At 69.9% G+C, this 14,077-nt stretch carries 15 protein-coding genes; 10 read left to right on the forward strand and 5 right to left on the reverse strand.

Features of this window, described 5'->3' with window-relative positions; all coding sequences use genetic code 11:
* Window positions 1-92: 92 nt before the first annotated feature.
* From ACOZ38_RS11220 to ACOZ38_RS11250, 7 genes are all read left to right on the forward strand, one after another.
* Window positions 93-1,079: a helix-turn-helix transcriptional regulator gene (locus ACOZ38_RS11220; protein ID WP_405146106.1), complete on the forward strand. Its 987-nt coding sequence runs from the start codon at window positions 93-95 to the stop codon at window positions 1,077-1,079.
* Between the two features lie 409 nt (window positions 1,080-1,488).
* Window positions 1,489-2,535 carry an NAD-dependent epimerase/dehydratase family protein gene (locus ACOZ38_RS11225; protein WP_424530166.1) on the forward strand — a complete coding sequence of 349 codons (1,047 nt, stop codon included), beginning with the start codon at window positions 1,489-1,491 and terminating at the stop codon, window positions 2,533-2,535.
* A gap of 14 nt (window positions 2,536-2,549) precedes the next feature.
* The gene (locus tag ACOZ38_RS11230) at window positions 2,550-4,274 is read left to right on the forward strand and encodes an acyl-CoA carboxylase subunit beta (RefSeq protein WP_424530167.1); all 1,725 of its coding nucleotides are present in this window, start codon (window positions 2,550-2,552) and stop codon (window positions 4,272-4,274) included.
* 40 nt (window positions 4,275-4,314) lie between these two features.
* Window positions 4,315-5,034: a maleylpyruvate isomerase family mycothiol-dependent enzyme gene (locus tag ACOZ38_RS11235; protein WP_424530169.1), complete on the forward strand. Its 720-nt coding sequence runs from the start codon at window positions 4,315-4,317 to the stop codon at window positions 5,032-5,034.
* 193 nt (window positions 5,035-5,227) lie between these two features.
* Window positions 5,228-5,797: a hypothetical protein gene (locus ACOZ38_RS11240; protein WP_424530171.1), complete on the forward strand. Its 570-nt coding sequence runs from the start codon at window positions 5,228-5,230 to the stop codon at window positions 5,795-5,797.
* A gap of 3 nt (window positions 5,798-5,800) precedes the next feature.
* Entirely contained in the window at window positions 5,801-6,286 is a 486-nt protein-coding gene (locus tag ACOZ38_RS11245) for a hypothetical protein (RefSeq protein WP_424530173.1), read from the forward strand.
* A complete protein-coding gene (locus tag ACOZ38_RS11250; protein ID WP_424530175.1) occupies window positions 6,283-7,062 on the forward strand; it encodes a GDSL-type esterase/lipase family protein in 780 nt (259 codons plus the stop codon). Before ACOZ38_RS11245 ends, ACOZ38_RS11250 begins: the two co-directional genes overlap by 4 nt.
* A 63-nt stretch (window positions 7,063-7,125) precedes the next feature.
* On the opposite strand, the gene ACOZ38_RS11255 is transcribed toward ACOZ38_RS11250, so the two are convergent.
* The 5 genes from ACOZ38_RS11255 to ACOZ38_RS11275 form a co-directional block, all read right to left on the reverse strand.
* A complete protein-coding gene (locus ACOZ38_RS11255; protein WP_405146118.1) occupies window positions 7,126-7,878 on the reverse strand; it encodes an alpha/beta fold hydrolase in 753 nt (250 codons plus the stop codon).
* Between the two features lie 154 nt (window positions 7,879-8,032).
* Complete coding sequence (locus ACOZ38_RS11260; protein ID WP_424530177.1) at window positions 8,033-8,791, reverse strand: 4'-phosphopantetheinyl transferase family protein; 759 nt, start codon at window positions 8,789-8,791, stop codon at window positions 8,033-8,035.
* Complete coding sequence (locus ACOZ38_RS11265) at window positions 8,788-9,075, reverse strand: hypothetical protein (RefSeq protein WP_424530179.1); 288 nt, start codon at window positions 9,073-9,075, stop codon at window positions 8,788-8,790. The genes ACOZ38_RS11260 and ACOZ38_RS11265 overlap by 4 nt, the downstream gene beginning before the upstream one ends.
* Window positions 9,076-9,488: 413 nt before the next feature.
* Window positions 9,489-9,737 (reverse strand): phosphopantetheine-binding protein, encoded by a 249-nt coding sequence (locus tag ACOZ38_RS11270; protein WP_424530181.1) that lies wholly within the window; start codon window positions 9,735-9,737, stop codon window positions 9,489-9,491.
* A 158-nt stretch (window positions 9,738-9,895) separates the two neighbouring features.
* On the reverse strand, window positions 9,896-10,630 hold the full coding sequence (locus ACOZ38_RS11275; protein ID WP_405146125.1) for a GntR family transcriptional regulator: 735 nt from the start codon (window positions 10,628-10,630) through the stop codon (window positions 9,896-9,898).
* Between the two features lie 146 nt (window positions 10,631-10,776).
* On the opposite strand from ACOZ38_RS11275, the gene ACOZ38_RS11280 reads away from it, so the two are divergent.
* From ACOZ38_RS11280 to ACOZ38_RS11290, 3 genes are read left to right on the forward strand one after another with little or no spacing between them, the layout of a single operon-like run.
* Window positions 10,777-12,057: an extracellular solute-binding protein gene (locus tag ACOZ38_RS11280; RefSeq protein ID WP_424530182.1), complete on the forward strand. Its 1,281-nt coding sequence runs from the start codon at window positions 10,777-10,779 to the stop codon at window positions 12,055-12,057.
* A 53-nt stretch (window positions 12,058-12,110) separates the two neighbouring features.
* Window positions 12,111-13,148 carry a carbohydrate ABC transporter permease gene (locus tag ACOZ38_RS11285; protein ID WP_424530184.1) on the forward strand — a complete coding sequence of 346 codons (1,038 nt, stop codon included), beginning with the start codon at window positions 12,111-12,113 and terminating at the stop codon, window positions 13,146-13,148.
* On the forward strand, window positions 13,145-13,981 hold the full coding sequence (locus ACOZ38_RS11290) for a carbohydrate ABC transporter permease (RefSeq protein ID WP_424530186.1): 837 nt from the start codon (window positions 13,145-13,147) through the stop codon (window positions 13,979-13,981). Before ACOZ38_RS11285 ends, ACOZ38_RS11290 begins: the two co-directional genes overlap by 4 nt.
* Window positions 13,982-14,077 lie beyond the last annotated feature (96 nt).

Raw genomic sequence — 14,077 nt, forward strand, 5'->3', positions numbered from 1 at the left:
ATAGTTTCTAATCATACATATCCATGGAGCCGGGCAAGGGTCGAGGACCCCGAGGTCCCCCCTGGGTGAGGTACATGGCCAGGAGGCGAGCCATGGACATTTCCGTCATCGGTGTTCCCACTGAAGCAGTAGAGATCTACCGGTACTTCCTTCGACACCGTGGCGACGGCATCGGCTCGATCCGCCAGGCGCTCGACATGGACCCCGACACGATCGAGGGTGCCATCGAGACGCTGGGAAGACTGTCCCTGCTCGACCTCACCGACCGCCACCGGGTGGTGGCGACCGAGCCGAGAATCGGCATCGAACGCCTCATAGAGCAGCGCCTGAGCGAGCTCAACACGGAGATACGCCGCGTTCTGACGACACGCGACGCCATCGCGTCGTTCGTAGAGGATCAGCGGCATGGCGAGAACGCGACGTCGGCGCTCGACATCGAACGGGTGGAAGGCCTCGACCGCGTCCGCCAGCGGCTCGACGACCTTGGATTCTTCTCGTACAAGGAAACCCTGTGCCTGCATCCGGGGGGACCCCTTTCACTCGGCGCCATCGAAACGGCGCTGCCTTTGGATACTCGCTCGTTGCGCCGCGGGCTCGCCGTCAAGGCGGTTTACCATCCCAAAGCGCTTGACGATCAGAACATGTCGGCATATCTGCGTGAGGTCGTCAGCCTCGGCGGCCAGATTCACATCACGGAAGACCCGATGGACCGGATGTTGATTTTCGACCGCAGTGTGGCGGTCGTTCCCATCCATCCGAAGGAAAGCTCCCGGGGCGCGTTGCTCGTGAAGGAACCCGGCCTGGTCTCACAGCTGGTCACCTATTTCGACGGCGTGTGGGACGCCGCCACCGATTTCCGCGAGTTCACCGAGCCCAGTACGGACGCGCCGCTTCTGTCCGAGCTGGAGAGAAAGGTGCTCGAGGTGATGGCGAGGGCGGACAAGGACGAGATCGCCGCGCGCGAGATCGACGTCTCCGTCCGCACCTACCGCCGCTACGTCGCCGACCTCATGGCCAGGCTCGGCGCGGTCAACCGCTTCCAGGCCGCTCTGCGGGCCAAGGAGGAGAACTGGATCTGACGGCCCGCGTACGGCCCGCCGGCGTCGCCTCGCGGCCCCGGTGGCCCGTGACGGCCGCCGGCCGCCCGTATCCGGATGCCGCCGGCCGGTGAACCCGGCGCCGGATTCCCGTGCACCGTCGTTTCGATCGGCTGGCCGGTGAATTCCGGGTTTTTCATTTCTGACCTCTTCTCGCGGGCCGCCATATTCGTTCTCGCACCACAAACTCTCCGATATCCGCGGCGCCCTGGCCAGACAATTCGGCGTCAGCAAGTTGCACGCCCCTAACAGCATCCTGCCAACGTCTTCGCACCCCCTGAGATCGATAATCGTGATCGACGTGCCTCCTTACAGCGGGTCAAAGCACACTCGGAGATGACAGGCGGGAGGGGCAGGCATTTGACTGGTGTGGATCAGAGGAGATGGTCTGATGCTGGTGAGCGTTACCGGCGGTACTGGATTCGTCGGGGCCCATTCGGTCGCGGCGATCGCACAGCTGGGCCACCGGGTTCGCATGCTCGTCCGCGACCCCTCGAAGGTCGGCCGCGCCCTCGCGCCGTTCGGCCTCGGCCGCGACGACGTCGAGGCCGTTCCCGGCGACGTCACCGACGAGGCGAGCGTGGCCCGCGCGATGCGCGGCGCCGACGCCGTGTTGCACGCGGCGTCGGTGTACTCCTTCGACAGCAGGCTCCGCGCGCGGATGCGCGAGGTGAACGCCCGGGGCACCGAGCTCGTGCTCGGCGCCGCCCGGCGGGCGGGGGCGGGCACGATCGTCCACGTGTCCAGCATCGTCGCGATGTTCCCGGCGCCGGGCGGGGTGATCGACGCGGGCTCGCCGGTCGGCCGGCCCCGCGAGACGTACATGGCGAGCAAGGCCGAGGCCGAGGTGATCGCGCGCCGGCACCAGGAGGAGGGGGCGCCGGTGGTCATCACGTATCCGCCCGCCCTGCTCGGCCCGCACGACCCGAACCTGGGCGACCAGAACGCGCGCGTGCGGGGCGTGCTGCGCGGGCTCACCCCGATCTGGCCGCTCGGCGGCTTCCCCGTCGGCGACGTGCGGGACACCGCCGCGCTGCACGCCAAGGTGCTCGCCTCGCCGTCCGGCGGGCCGGGCCGGCACTTCGGGCCCGGCCGCTACCTCTCGACGCGGGAGTACGTGAACGCGCTGCGCGAGGTCACCGGGCGCGCGCTCCCGACGCTGTTCCTGCCGGCCCGGGGGATGATCCCGATCGGGCTGCTCACCGATCTGGTCCAGCGGGTGTGGCCGTGGCACATCCCCGCCGAGTACGGGGCCATCTACACGTGCGCCTGCGCCACGCGGGTGGCCGAGAACGCCGGCACGTTCGGCATCGCGCCCCGGCCCGTCGCCGAGACCGTCGGCGACACGGTGCGCTGGCTGTACGAAAGCGGCCACCTGTCCGCGCGCCAGGCGGGGTCGTCGATACGGCCGAGCCTGACGTCCGTAGGAGCGCAATGAGGGGAGATGCCGCCATGAGCGAGCGGATCGCGACCAGCCCGACCCTGGACTACCCCGCGACGGGGGCGCCGGGGAGCACCGTGGAGCTCGACTTCGTGCCGGTCTCCGTGCCGAGGCGGACCAAGGACGGCGCCCGCGCCCGTCCGGACGAGCACGCCAACGGGGACCGCCACGAGGAGGCGCCGCCGCCCCGGTCGATGGCATCGCTCCGCGAGCGGCACAAGGTCCTGCGCGACGGCATCGTCTCGGGCCGTCCACAGGGGGTGGAACGGCAGCACGCCCTCGGCAAGCGCACGGCGCGCGAGCGGATCGACATGCTGCTGGACGAGGGCTCGTTCATCGAGCTCGACATGTACCGCCGCCACCAGGCCCACGGCCTGCGCATGGAGGACAACCGGCCGCACACCGACGGCGTGGTCACCGGGTCCGGCACGATCGACGGCCGCCGGGTGTTCGTCTACGCCCAGGACTTCACCATCTTCGGCGGGTCGCTCGGCGCGGGGCACGCGTCCAAGATCCACAAGGTGATGGACCTGGCGATCTCCACCGGCGCCCCGCTCATCGGCCTGATCGACAGCGGCGGCGCGCGGATCCAGGAGGGCGTCGTCGCGCTCAGCGGGTACGGCGGGATCTTCCAGCGCAGCGTGCAGGCGTCGGGCGTGATACCGCAGATCAGCGTCGTGCTCGGGCCGTGCGCCGGGGGAGCGGCGTACACGGTGGCGCTGGCCGACTTCGCGTTCATGGTCCGCGACACCGCGCAGCTGTACCTCACCGGGCCCGACGTCGTCGAGGCGGTGAGCGGGCAGCGGATCACCCACGCGGATCTCGGCGGCGCGGACGTCCACGGCAAACGCTCCGGCGTGGCCACGTTCGTGCACGACGACGAGGAGAGCTGCCTGCAGGACGTGCGCTACCTCGTCTCGATGCTGCCCGGCAACAACCTGGAGTTCCCGCCCAGCACGCCGTCCTGCGACGCCACCACGGACGTGCGGCCGAGGCTGGCCGAGATAGTCCCGGTCGAGCCGAACAAGCCGTACGACATGCGAGCGGTCGTCGCCGAGGTGGTGGACGACGGCGAGTTCCTGGAGATGCACGAGGACTGGGCGCAGAACGTGATCTGCGTGCTGGCCCGCATCGACGGCGAGGTGGTCGGCGTGGTCGGCAACCAGCCGATGGTGCTCGCCGGCGTCCTCGACGTCAACGCCGCCCAGAAGGCCGCGCGGTTCGTACGCTTCTGCGATGCCTTCAGCATCCCGCTGGTGACGCTGATCGACGTGCCGGGCTTCCTCCCGGGCGCCGACCAGGAGCACGCGGGGATCATCAGGCACGGCGCCAAGCTGCTGTACGCCTACTGCGAGGCCACGGTGCCGCGCATCCACGTCGTCGTGCGCAAGGCCTACGGCGGCGCGTACATCGTGATGGACTCGCGCACCATCGGCACGGACCTCTCGCTGGCCTGGCCGACGAACGAGATCGCCGTGATGGGCGCCGAGGGCGCCGTGAACGTCATCTTCCGCAAGGAGCTGGCCGCCGCCTCGGACCCCGCCACGCTGCGCTCCGAGCTGGTGACCGAGTACGCGGAACAACTCATGCACCCCCACTACGCCGCCGAACGGGGGCTGGTCGACGATGTCATCGATCCGGTGCAGACCCGCTCGGCGGTCGCGCGCGGGCTGGCGATGCTGCGCAACAAGCGCAAGCCGTCGCCGCAGCGCAAGCACGGCAACGTGCCTTTGTGACCCGTATCCGCATGTCCGGCGAATCAGGGGAGAGTGGCGCATGACGACCGGCCCGTACGAGGACGTGACCTCCGCTCCCGGCTGGGAGCGGATCCCCCAGGACGTGGCCTACCGGCACGTCAGGGAGAACCTCTCGCGGCTGCTCGCCGGCCGCCCGGACGCGGGCGCCCTGCCGGTCGCCGCGTGCCCGGAGTGGACGGTCCGCGACGTCATCGCGCACCTGGTCGAGATCTGCGCGCGGGTGACGAGCCGGTCGGGAGGCCGGCCGGTGGAGCCCCCGCCCGCCGCGGACGCCGGCCTCGCCGGCCTGCTCGACGTGTGGGCCGTCGCGGGCGAGCAGGTGGAGCGGCTCGTCGCCGCCGGCACCGTCCGGCGCGCCCCGATCCTGGTGATGGACGCGTTCACCCACGAACTGGACATCCGCCACGCGCTCGGCGTGCCACCGCCCGCCGTGCACCCGGCCTACCCCGGCTCGCTCGACGTCGTCGTCGCCGGCTTCTCCGCCGAGGTGGACAGGCGCGGCCTTCCCCCGCTGCGCATCGAGAGCGGTGACGCGCGGTGGGTGGCCGGCGGGGCGGGGCGGCCGGTTGCGACGCTGAGCGCACCCCGGCACGACCTGGTGCGCTCACTCGCCGGGCGGCGCACGCGCGCGCAGATCGCGGAGCTCTCCTGGAGCGAGGACCCCGGGCCGTGGCTGCCCGCCTTCGCCTGGGGCCCGTTCGACCCGCCCGAAGTGCCGGCCGAGCACGCGACGCGCTGAGCGGTCGCCGTCCGATGCCGGTAAGTGAGCAAGCCACGAGAAGACCGTGCCTGGAGGGGCCCGGAACAATTGGACGCAGGTTCCCGGCGTCGTCGTGACAGCGTTCGCGAGCACGCGGCGCCAGGGAGCGTTCCCCGTGCGATGACCCGCGCGCCGGGCTCGCGGTCAAGATTCCTGGGATCGAGGTTTGCGCATGGCGACCGAGGCAGTAACGGCCAGTCCAGTCAAGGTGTCCGCCCTCAACAGCCGCTATCACAAGGCCGGTCTGGGGGTGTTCGCGGTGATAGTCCTGGCGCACTGGGCCGAGCACATCGCCCAGGCGATCCAGATCTGGGTCCTCGGCTGGCCGATCCCCGAGGCGCGCGGCGTGCTCGGCGTGCCGTTCCCGTGGCTGGTCAAGTCCGAATGGATGCACTATGGCTACGCCCTGCTGATGCTGATCGGCTTGATCATTTTCAGGAAGGGCTTCACCGGCGGCTCGCGCACGTGGTGGAACACGGCTCTGGTCATCCAGATCTGGCACCACTTCGAGCACCTGCTCCTGCTGAGCCAGGCGCTCAGCGGGTCCAACCTGCTGGGCCGTCCCGTGCCGACCAGCATCATCCAGCTCCTGGTGCCCCGGGTTGAGCTGCACCTGTTCTACAACACGATCGTCTTCATCCCCATGGTGATCGCGATGGTCCGCCACCTGCGGCCCCGGGAGTCCGAGCGTGCCGCGATGGTGTGCAGCTGCGCCCGTCCCGCGCACGCGCACGGCTGGTAAGGGATGACGGCGGAACACGCGAGGCACGGGCGCTCGCCGTTCTTCACCGCGGTCCTGACCCTCATCGGCGCCTTCCTGCTGTACCTCGTCGTGCCGAACGCCGGCCCGGTCCTGCGCGCGGCGCGGGGCGACGGGGACCCCGGCGTCTTCACCGCCCGGAGCGTCAGCTGCATCCAGCACCCCGGCCACGAGAGCTGCTCGTGGCTCGGGGAGTTCCGGTCGGACGACGGCAGGATCGACCGCGCCGAGGTCGCGCTGTACGGCAGTGACCGGGACTCGCTCCGCCCCGGGATGGGGACCGAGGCCATCGACGTCGGCCGCCCCAACCTGGTGTACGGTCCCGGCGGCTCGCGCGAGTGGGTCTTCATGGCGCTGGTGCTCCTCGCCGGTCTCGGCGTCCTGGTGTTCGCGTACGCGGGCCCGGTGCGCCGTCTGCTCAGTGCTTCCGCGCCGGAGGAGGCGGCGGTGCGAAGCGTGTCGCACGGGTGAGCGCGCCGCCCGCCGGTGAGCGGTGTGCCGGCGGGGGCGCGACGCCGAACATCATGATCGTCGGCGACTCCATCAGCCAGGGGCGCGAGGGCGACTACACCTGGCGCTACCGCTTCTGGCGGAACCTCAATGCGCTGGGCGTCCCGGCGCGCTTCGTCGGGCCGTGGGCGGGCACCTGGGTGTCCTCCGCGGTCCAGCCCGGCGACCGCCCGGCCCGCCCCGGCGACCCCGTCCACGCGGGCCGCTACCGGCCGGGGATCGTGTTCTCCGAGAGCAGGCACTACGCGAGCTGGGGGCGCCGGCTGCGCGAGGCCAAGGACAACATCGGGGACGCCGTCGCCGTCCACGACGCCGACCACCTCATGGTCGCGCTCGGATTCAACGACCTGGCCTGGGGCGTCTCGGGTCCCGCGGGGCTCCTGGCGGACGCCGAGACCTTCGTCCTGCGAGCACGTGAGGCCAACCCGGAGGTCCGGATCCTGTTCGCCAACGTCGTGCACCGCACGCCGCTGCGCGACCATCCGAACCTGGCTCGCGACATCACGTCCTACAACCGGGAGCTGTCCTCCCTCGTGGCGGCGATGTCCACACCTCGTTCGAGGGCCGTCCTGGTCGACCTGGACGGCGTCTACGATCCGTACGGCGACGCCTACGACGGCGTCCATCCGAACAGCGGCGGCGAGATCAAGATCGCGCTCGCCTTCGAGCGGGTCTTCTCCTCGGCCTTCGACTACGGGCGGGCGGGGCTTGTCGCCCCGGTCTCCGCGCTCGCCTGAACGGCCGGGGGCGGGGCTGCCGGATCGGCCCGCTGCGGGGGCCGTCGTGTCGCTTCCGGCCGGCTACGCGTGGCGGGCCGGGGCGTACGGGGGGTTCTCCTGCGAGGCGATCGAGGTCAGGAGCGTGACGAGCTGGTCGGGGGCCGAGACCATCGGCCAGTGCCCGGTGTTGATGGTGTGGAAGGTCCAGTTCGGCTCGGCGCGCATGGCGGCGACGTCGTCGGAGACCCGGCCGCCGAAGTGCTCCTTGGAGCAGACGATGTAGCTCGCCCGCTGCTGCGCCAGTGGCCGCGTCAGGACGGCGGGCTCGGACAGGGTGTGCCCCGGATGCCCGACGAAGCGCTCCACCAGCCACTGGGCCTGCTGGGTCGAGAGATCCTGCCCCTCGGCGACGATCGTGACGTCGGGGATCGGCCAGCGCCCGCTGTTCTCCGCGATCAGCGCCAGCTCGCCGGCCCGCAGGCGCTCGGGGAAGGCGTGGAGCATCGACTTGCCGTCGTGCGGCAGGAATCCCTCGACGAAAACGGTGTGCGTCACGCGGTCGGGCGCCCGGTCGGCCACCAGGCCGGCGACGATGCCCGAATAGCTGTGCCCGACGACGATCACGTCGCGCAGGTCGTCCTTCTCCAGGATCGACAGCACGTCGTCCACATGGGTGGCCAGGCCGACGGTCGAGACGTCGGCGTCGGGGCTGGACAGTCCCGACAGGGTGATCGGGCGGACCTGGTGGCCGAGGTTACGCAGCCCTCGGGTCACCGGCTCCCAGGCCCAGGCGCCCATCCATGGGCCGGGAATCAGGATGAAATGATTTTTCACGGCAGGTCAGCTTCCTCTCCTTTACAGCTAGACTGCCTCTCAACAATACGGAAATCGGACCTGGCGGTTAGTTTATCGGCGTGGCCGGGGGCCCTGCCGAAGATGAATTCCCGTAGTTATTCAACAGTCTCGTGCCGGATCGCGTCAATGGTGGTCAGGCGGCTATGGGCGCCGCGGAAGTGAACGAGTTGTGGCGAACGGTGGCGACATCCCATTCGGAGACCGTGATCGGGCTGTCCTCCGTGAGCACCGCGACCACGCCGGCGTACCCGTCACCGGGGTAAAGGGTGGTGATTCGCACGCTTTGCGGGGAGATCTCAAGAGGCCAGGCGAGCAGTTCCGGCGCCTCCAGGGGACCGCTGACCTCCACCTTGTCCGGGGGGATCCGCAGCCCGTGGCCGGTCGCCTTGAGCACGGCCTCCTTGCACACCCACATCCGGGCGAAGCCGGCCTGCTGGTCGCGCTCGGGGAGCGAGCCGAGCACCGCCTGCTCCGCGGGGGACAGCGCGCACCGTACCAGCTCGCTGACCGGCGCCGTCGGCACCTCCTCGACGTCGACGCCCACCGGGCCCGCGGTGGTCAGGGCCACCGCGACGCGGTTCCCCGAGTGCGAGATCGAGGCGTGCAGGGAGTCGTCCGTGAGGATGTACGGCCTGCCGTGCGGCTTGTCGCAGTCCCCGCAGCGCCGCTCGACGGACACGTTCTCGGGCGCCATGTCCAGCTGGATGGCGGCGGCGGTGCGCAGCAGCCAGGAGGCGGTGAGGTAGCGGCGCCGGTCCTGCTCGCGGCGGTAGGTCGCGGCACGCTTCAGCTCGGTCTCGTTGAGCACGCCGAGCAGCGTCTCGATCGGCTGGTCCCGCGGGTCCGCCCACCACACGCGGCATTCGGCGGTCTTCAGGGCGAGGGCGTTCATGGTGTGTCTTCCTTCGTCTCGTGGCGGCGGTTGGTCAGGGCGTGGCAGGTGACGAGTTCCCAGTCGCTGACTTCGGGGTTGGTGAGGATGGCGGTCACCTCGGCGCGGATCTGCGCGCTGGTGACCTCCTCGTCGGTGTGCACGCGGATGGCGATGTCGCCGGTGACGTGCTTGAGGTCCTTACGCCATTCTTTCGGCAGCAGGGCCAGTATCCGGATTCCGTCCACCGGTGAATTCGGTGATGGTTCTCCGGCGGTACGGCGGATTGTGAGTTCGACCAGCATCTGATTTATTCCTCAGTCCCAGGTCGTTCCGGGCATGGCGTTCGCGGAATCCCACGTGGTGCCGGCGGCGACTTTCTCACCGAGCGGGGTGCGGTTCGAGCGGTTCATTTCCTGATCCCTTTTCTGTGGCTGCGGTATTCGTTCTCGCACAACCAACTCTCGGCGATTCAGGGCCCGCGAACCAGGCGATCGGGAGTCAGCAAGTTGCAGGGCGGTAGCAGCTTCCTGCCAACGGCCGGCGGGACTCGCGCGCGCACGGCGGAAGAAGGGGAACAACGCCAGGTGGACGGCCCGCGCGACCCGCGCGGAACCGGGCATGGCCACATCCGGACAGGGCCTCGTTCAGGGCGTGCCGGCGGGCACGGCGCAGGGGAGGCCCGCGGTCCGGGAGGGTGGTGCCAGGGCGGCTGGGCCTACTCGGCCCGCTCGTCAGCGGGCGGGACGCTCCGCACCCTGGTCATGACGTGGCGCACGAAGGAGTCCAGGCGCTGGTGCTCGAACAGGTCGCCCACCTCGACCCGCACCCCGAGCTCGTCCTGGATACGGGCGACGATTCGCAGCGCGGACATTCCCCGCCCGCCCAGCTCGGAGAACGTGGCATTCGTCTCGCCGGGCGAGACGCCGAGCACGTCTTTCCATATTTCCCCGACCCGCTTCTCCATTGCCGGAGAACCTATGTCGCCCACGCGACCACTCCCATTCGCCGCCCCTTCACGTGCCCGGCACCTCCTGGAAGGACCGCACCCACTCGCCATTGGCGCATATTCGGCCCCGCCCGGCAACACCCCGGGCGTACGTGCCGTCCGGCGAGGGGGCGTCCTCAGCCGGAGTTGGCGTCGAAGTGGAGTTCGGAGGTGACGCGGTAGCGGTCGCCGCGGTAGATGGAGCGGACGAACTCTACGATCCTGCCGTCGGCGTCGCGAGTGGTGCGTTCCACTCCGAGCGCGGGGAAGTGCTGGGGAACGTGCAGCAGCTCGGCCTCGGTCTCGTCGGTGACGGTCGCCTCGATGGTCTGCACGGCGCTGCGCACGTCGACGCCGAACCTCTCGCGCAGCAGGCGGTAGAACGACCCCGACTCCATGTCGGCGGGCACCAGGCCCTCGACCAGGGCGTCAGGGAGCTGGATGCGCTCGATCGCCATCGGCTCGTCGTCCACGATGCGCAGCCGTACGACGCGCAGGACGGGGGCGGCGGGGGAGAGCTGGAGCCGGGTGGCGAGCTGCGGGCCGGCGGGGACGAGACCGAACGAAAGGATGCGGCTGAGCCACCGGCCTTCGGCGGGAGGGGCGTAGAAGGAGCCGCTGGGCGTGGCCGACAGCGCCTGGGTGACCCGGTGCGGCCCGGTGAAGGTGCCCCGGCCGTGTTCGCGGACCAGCAGGCCCGACCTGACCAGATCGTCTATCGCCGCCCGGAGGGTGGGGCGGGACACCCCGAGCTCCTTGCACAGGTCGCGCTCGGACGGGATGGCCTCGCCCGGTTGCTTGTCGGCGATGAAGTCGAGCAGGAAGTCACGCACCCGATCACGCTTGAGCCCGGCCCGCATGTTCAGAGTCACACCAGTGACGTTACCAGCGTATTACCAATCTCGCGCGTCCCCGGTGGAGATTGCCGTCAGAAGGGGGCTTGACGCACCAACTGGTTAAGACCACTCTATCCACATCGGGCGGATTGCTTACCAATATCTGACCAATGGGAGATCCCGTGAGGTATCGCCTTCTCGCCGCGACAGGACTGCTGGCGCTCGCCGCCGGCCTGACCGCGTGCGGTTCCCCCTCCCCGTCCACCGGCTCTCCCGGCTCCTCAGGAGCGGGCGAGGCCCCTGCCAAGCTCACGGTCTGGGTGATGCGCGACAGCTTCTCCGACGCGGTCCTCGACCGTTTCACCACCGAGTTCCGGCGTACCCACCCCAAGGTGACCCTCGACATCCAGATCCAGGAATGGGACGGCATCGGCCAGAAGGTGACCAGCGGCCTGGCCAGCAACGACGCCCCCGACGTGATCGAGGTGGGCAACACCCAGGTCGCCGAGTACGCGGCGAGCGGCGGGGTGAAGGACCTCACCGACAAGATCGCCGACCTCGGCGGCACCGACTGGCTCCCCGGCCTCGCCGAGCCTGGCAAGATCGACGGTCACCAGTACGGCATCCCGTGGTACGCGGCCAACCGCGTGGTGATCTACAACAAGGACCTGTTCGCGAAGGCCGGGATCACCGCGCCGCCGAAGACGCGCGAGGAGTGGCTCGCCGCGACCGAGAAGCTCAACAAGGGTGGTGACCAGGGCATCTACCTGGCAGGACAGAACTGGTACACCCTCGCGGGATTCATCTGGGACGAGGGCGGCGACCTCGCGGTCAAGGACGGCGCCGGGTGGAAGGGCGCGCTCGGCACCCCGCAGGCGCTGGCCGGCATGGACTTCTACAAGCGGCTCCAGGCCCTCGGCAAGGGCCCGAAGGACTCCGACGAGAGCCGGCCGCCGCAGGCCGACGTGTTCGCCAAGGGCGACGTCGCGCAGCTCATCTCCACCCCCGGCGGCGCGGTCGCCATCGAGAAGGCCAATCCCAAGCTGGCGGGCAAGCTCGGCTTCTTCCCGATCCCGGGCAAGACGGCGGACAAGCCGGGCGCGGTGTTCACCGGGGGCTCCGACCTGATCATCCCCGAGGCGTCGAAGAACCAGGACGCCGCGTACGAGGTGATCAAGGCGCTGGCCGGGGAGACGTTCCAGGTCGACATGGCCAAGGAGATGAGCTACGTGCCGAACCGCGTCTCGCTGGGGAGCGCGCTGGACGGCAACGAGGGCACCGCCGCGATGGCCGCCGGAGCCGCGAACGGCCACGCGACCCCGAACTCGCCCAACTGGGCGGCGGTCGAGGCCAAGAACGTCATCAAGGAGTTCATGACGAAGACCCTGACCGGCGGGGACCCGGCGGCGGAGGCCGCCACCGCGTCGCAGACGATCACCACGATCCTCAACACCAAGTCCTGAGCACCCGGATCGGGGCTTCCCTCGGGCGGTCCCCCCACTGACCGAGGAGTGCCGTGTCCGTCTCACCCCTGACCCCCACCCCGCGGCGGGGGCGCGGCAGGGAGTTCCCCGGGGCGCCCGAGGGAGTCCCCGGGCCGTCCGCCGGTCGTCCGAGCGGTCTCGGGGAGGAAGGCGCGCCACGGAGGGGGCCGCGCGCCCCGCGCATGGCCGGCCTGTGGCCGTACCTCCTGGTCGCGCCCACCGTCGCCGGGGCCGCGTTCCTGCTGCTCTACCCCCTGCTGCGCAGTGTGGTGATCTCGTTCCAGCACTTCAGGACGGGTGAGCTGATTAGAGGTGGGGCGGCGTTCGTCGGCCTGGAGAACTACCAGGAGGCGCTGGGCAGCGCCGAATTCTGGGCGGTGGTGCGCCGCACCCTGGTCTGGACGGCCGTCAACGTCGTCCTGATCATGGTGATCTCCACGCTGACGGCGCTGATGGTCGCCCGGCTGGGCAGGCGCATGCGGCTGGCCGTCATGGGCGGCCTGGTGCTCACCTGGGCGACGCCGGTCCTGGCCGCGACCACGATCTTCCAGTGGCTGTTCCAGTCGCGGCTGGGCGTGGTCAACTGGCTGCTGGTCACGCTCGGGTTCGAGTCGTTCAGGGACTACACCTGGTTCGCGGGAGGCTCCTCGACGTTCGCCATCCTCGTCATGCTGGTGGTCTGGCAGTCCGTGCCGTTCGCCGCGCTCACCCTCTACGCGGGCCTCACCACGATCCCCGGCGAGCTGGACGAGTCCGCCAGGATCGACGGGGCGACAGGACCGCAGATCTTCCGCCACGTCACCTTCCCCATCCTCCGTCCCCTCTTCGGGCTGATCACCTCGCTGGAGGTGATCTGGGTGTTCAAGTGCTTCGCCCAGATCTGGGCGATCAGCAAGGGCGGCCCGGAAGGGGCCACCACGACCCTGCCGATCTACGCCTTCCAGGTGGCCCAGTCGCTGCACAAGTACGACCTCGGCTCGGCGATCTCCACGCTGACGGTGCTGATCCTGCTGGCCGTCCTGATCACCCACCTGCGGCGGATGCTCAAGCACGAAGGAGAGGCCCCGTGACCAGGTCCCGGCTCGCCCGTCGCGTCCCGCTCAACCTCGCGGCGCTCGCGGTCCTCGTCGTCTCGGTCTTCCCCGTGTACTGGATGGTCGTCACCGCGTTCACGCCGACCGCCGACATCCAGTCCGAGACGCCGACCTTCTGGCCGGCCCATCCGACGGTGGAGCACTTCGTCACCGCCGTCGGCGCGGACGGCTTCGGGATGTTCTGGCGCAACAGCGTCGTCGTCACCGTCTCCGCGGTCCTGCTCTCGCTCGTGGTGGCGCTGCTGGCGGCTTTCGCGGTCGCGCGGATGCGGTGGCGCGGCAGGCGGGCGTTCATCCTGATGGTCTTCATCGCCCAGATGGCGCCCTGGGAGGCGCTGCTGATCTCGATGTTCGTCATCGCCCGCGACACCGGCATGCTCGACCGGCTGTCGATGCTGACGCTCCTGTACTTCATGGCCACGCTGCCGTTCACCATCGTGACCCTGCGCGGCTTCCTGGCGGCGATCCCGCCTGAGCTGGAGGAGGCCGCCATGATGGACGGCGCCAGCCGCGCGGTCGCGTTCCGCCGGGTGGTGCTGCCGCTGCTGGCGCCCGGGCTGATGTCCACCTCGCTGTTCGGCTTCATCACCGCGTGGAACGAGTTCGCCTTCGCCAACGCGCTGATCATCAAGAACCAGGACGACCGCACCCTGCCGGTGTGGCTGTCGTCCTTCAGCAACATCTTCGGCACCGACTGGGGCGCCACGATGGCCGCCGCCGGCCTCTTCATGCTCCCCGTGCTGCTGATCTTCCTCGTGCTCCAGCGCAGGGTCACCTCCGGCATGATCGCCGGCGCCGTCAAGGGCTGACCCCCGCCTCCACCTTCTCTCGGCGCCGGCACCGGCGCCGAGCCGTCCATCAGCGCGCTCTGAACAGGACTCGTGAAGCTGCGAAAGGAAGAGACA

The organism is Sphaerisporangium viridialbum, from assembly GCF_049674955.1.
Classification (GTDB): Bacteria; Actinomycetota; Actinomycetes; order Streptosporangiales; family Streptosporangiaceae; genus Sphaerisporangium; species Sphaerisporangium viridialbum.

What these genes read in the sequence shown, in the direction of transcription:
- ACOZ38_RS11220 (WP_405146106.1), top strand. Translation starts at nt 93, where the DNA reads ATGGACATTTCCGTCATCGGTGTTCCCACTGAAGCAGTAGAGATCTAC.
- ACOZ38_RS11225 (WP_424530166.1), top strand. Translation starts at nt 1,489, where the DNA reads ATGCTGGTGAGCGTTACCGGCGGTACTGGATTCGTCGGGGCCCATTCG.
- ACOZ38_RS11230 (WP_424530167.1), top strand. Translation starts at nt 2,550, where the DNA reads ATGAGCGAGCGGATCGCGACCAGCCCGACCCTGGACTACCCCGCGACG.
- ACOZ38_RS11235 (WP_424530169.1), top strand. Translation starts at nt 4,315, where the DNA reads ATGACGACCGGCCCGTACGAGGACGTGACCTCCGCTCCCGGCTGGGAG.
- ACOZ38_RS11240 (WP_424530171.1), top strand. Translation starts at nt 5,228, where the DNA reads ATGGCGACCGAGGCAGTAACGGCCAGTCCAGTCAAGGTGTCCGCCCTC.
- ACOZ38_RS11245 (WP_424530173.1), top strand. Translation starts at nt 5,801, where the DNA reads ATGACGGCGGAACACGCGAGGCACGGGCGCTCGCCGTTCTTCACCGCG.
- ACOZ38_RS11260 (WP_424530177.1), bottom strand. Translation starts at nt 8,791, where the DNA reads ATGAACGCCCTCGCCCTGAAGACCGCCGAATGCCGCGTGTGGTGGGCG.
- ACOZ38_RS11265 (WP_424530179.1), bottom strand. Translation starts at nt 9,075, where the DNA reads ATGCTGGTCGAACTCACAATCCGCCGTACCGCCGGAGAACCATCACCG.
- ACOZ38_RS11270 (WP_424530181.1), bottom strand. Translation starts at nt 9,737, where the DNA reads ATGGAGAAGCGGGTCGGGGAAATATGGAAAGACGTGCTCGGCGTCTCG.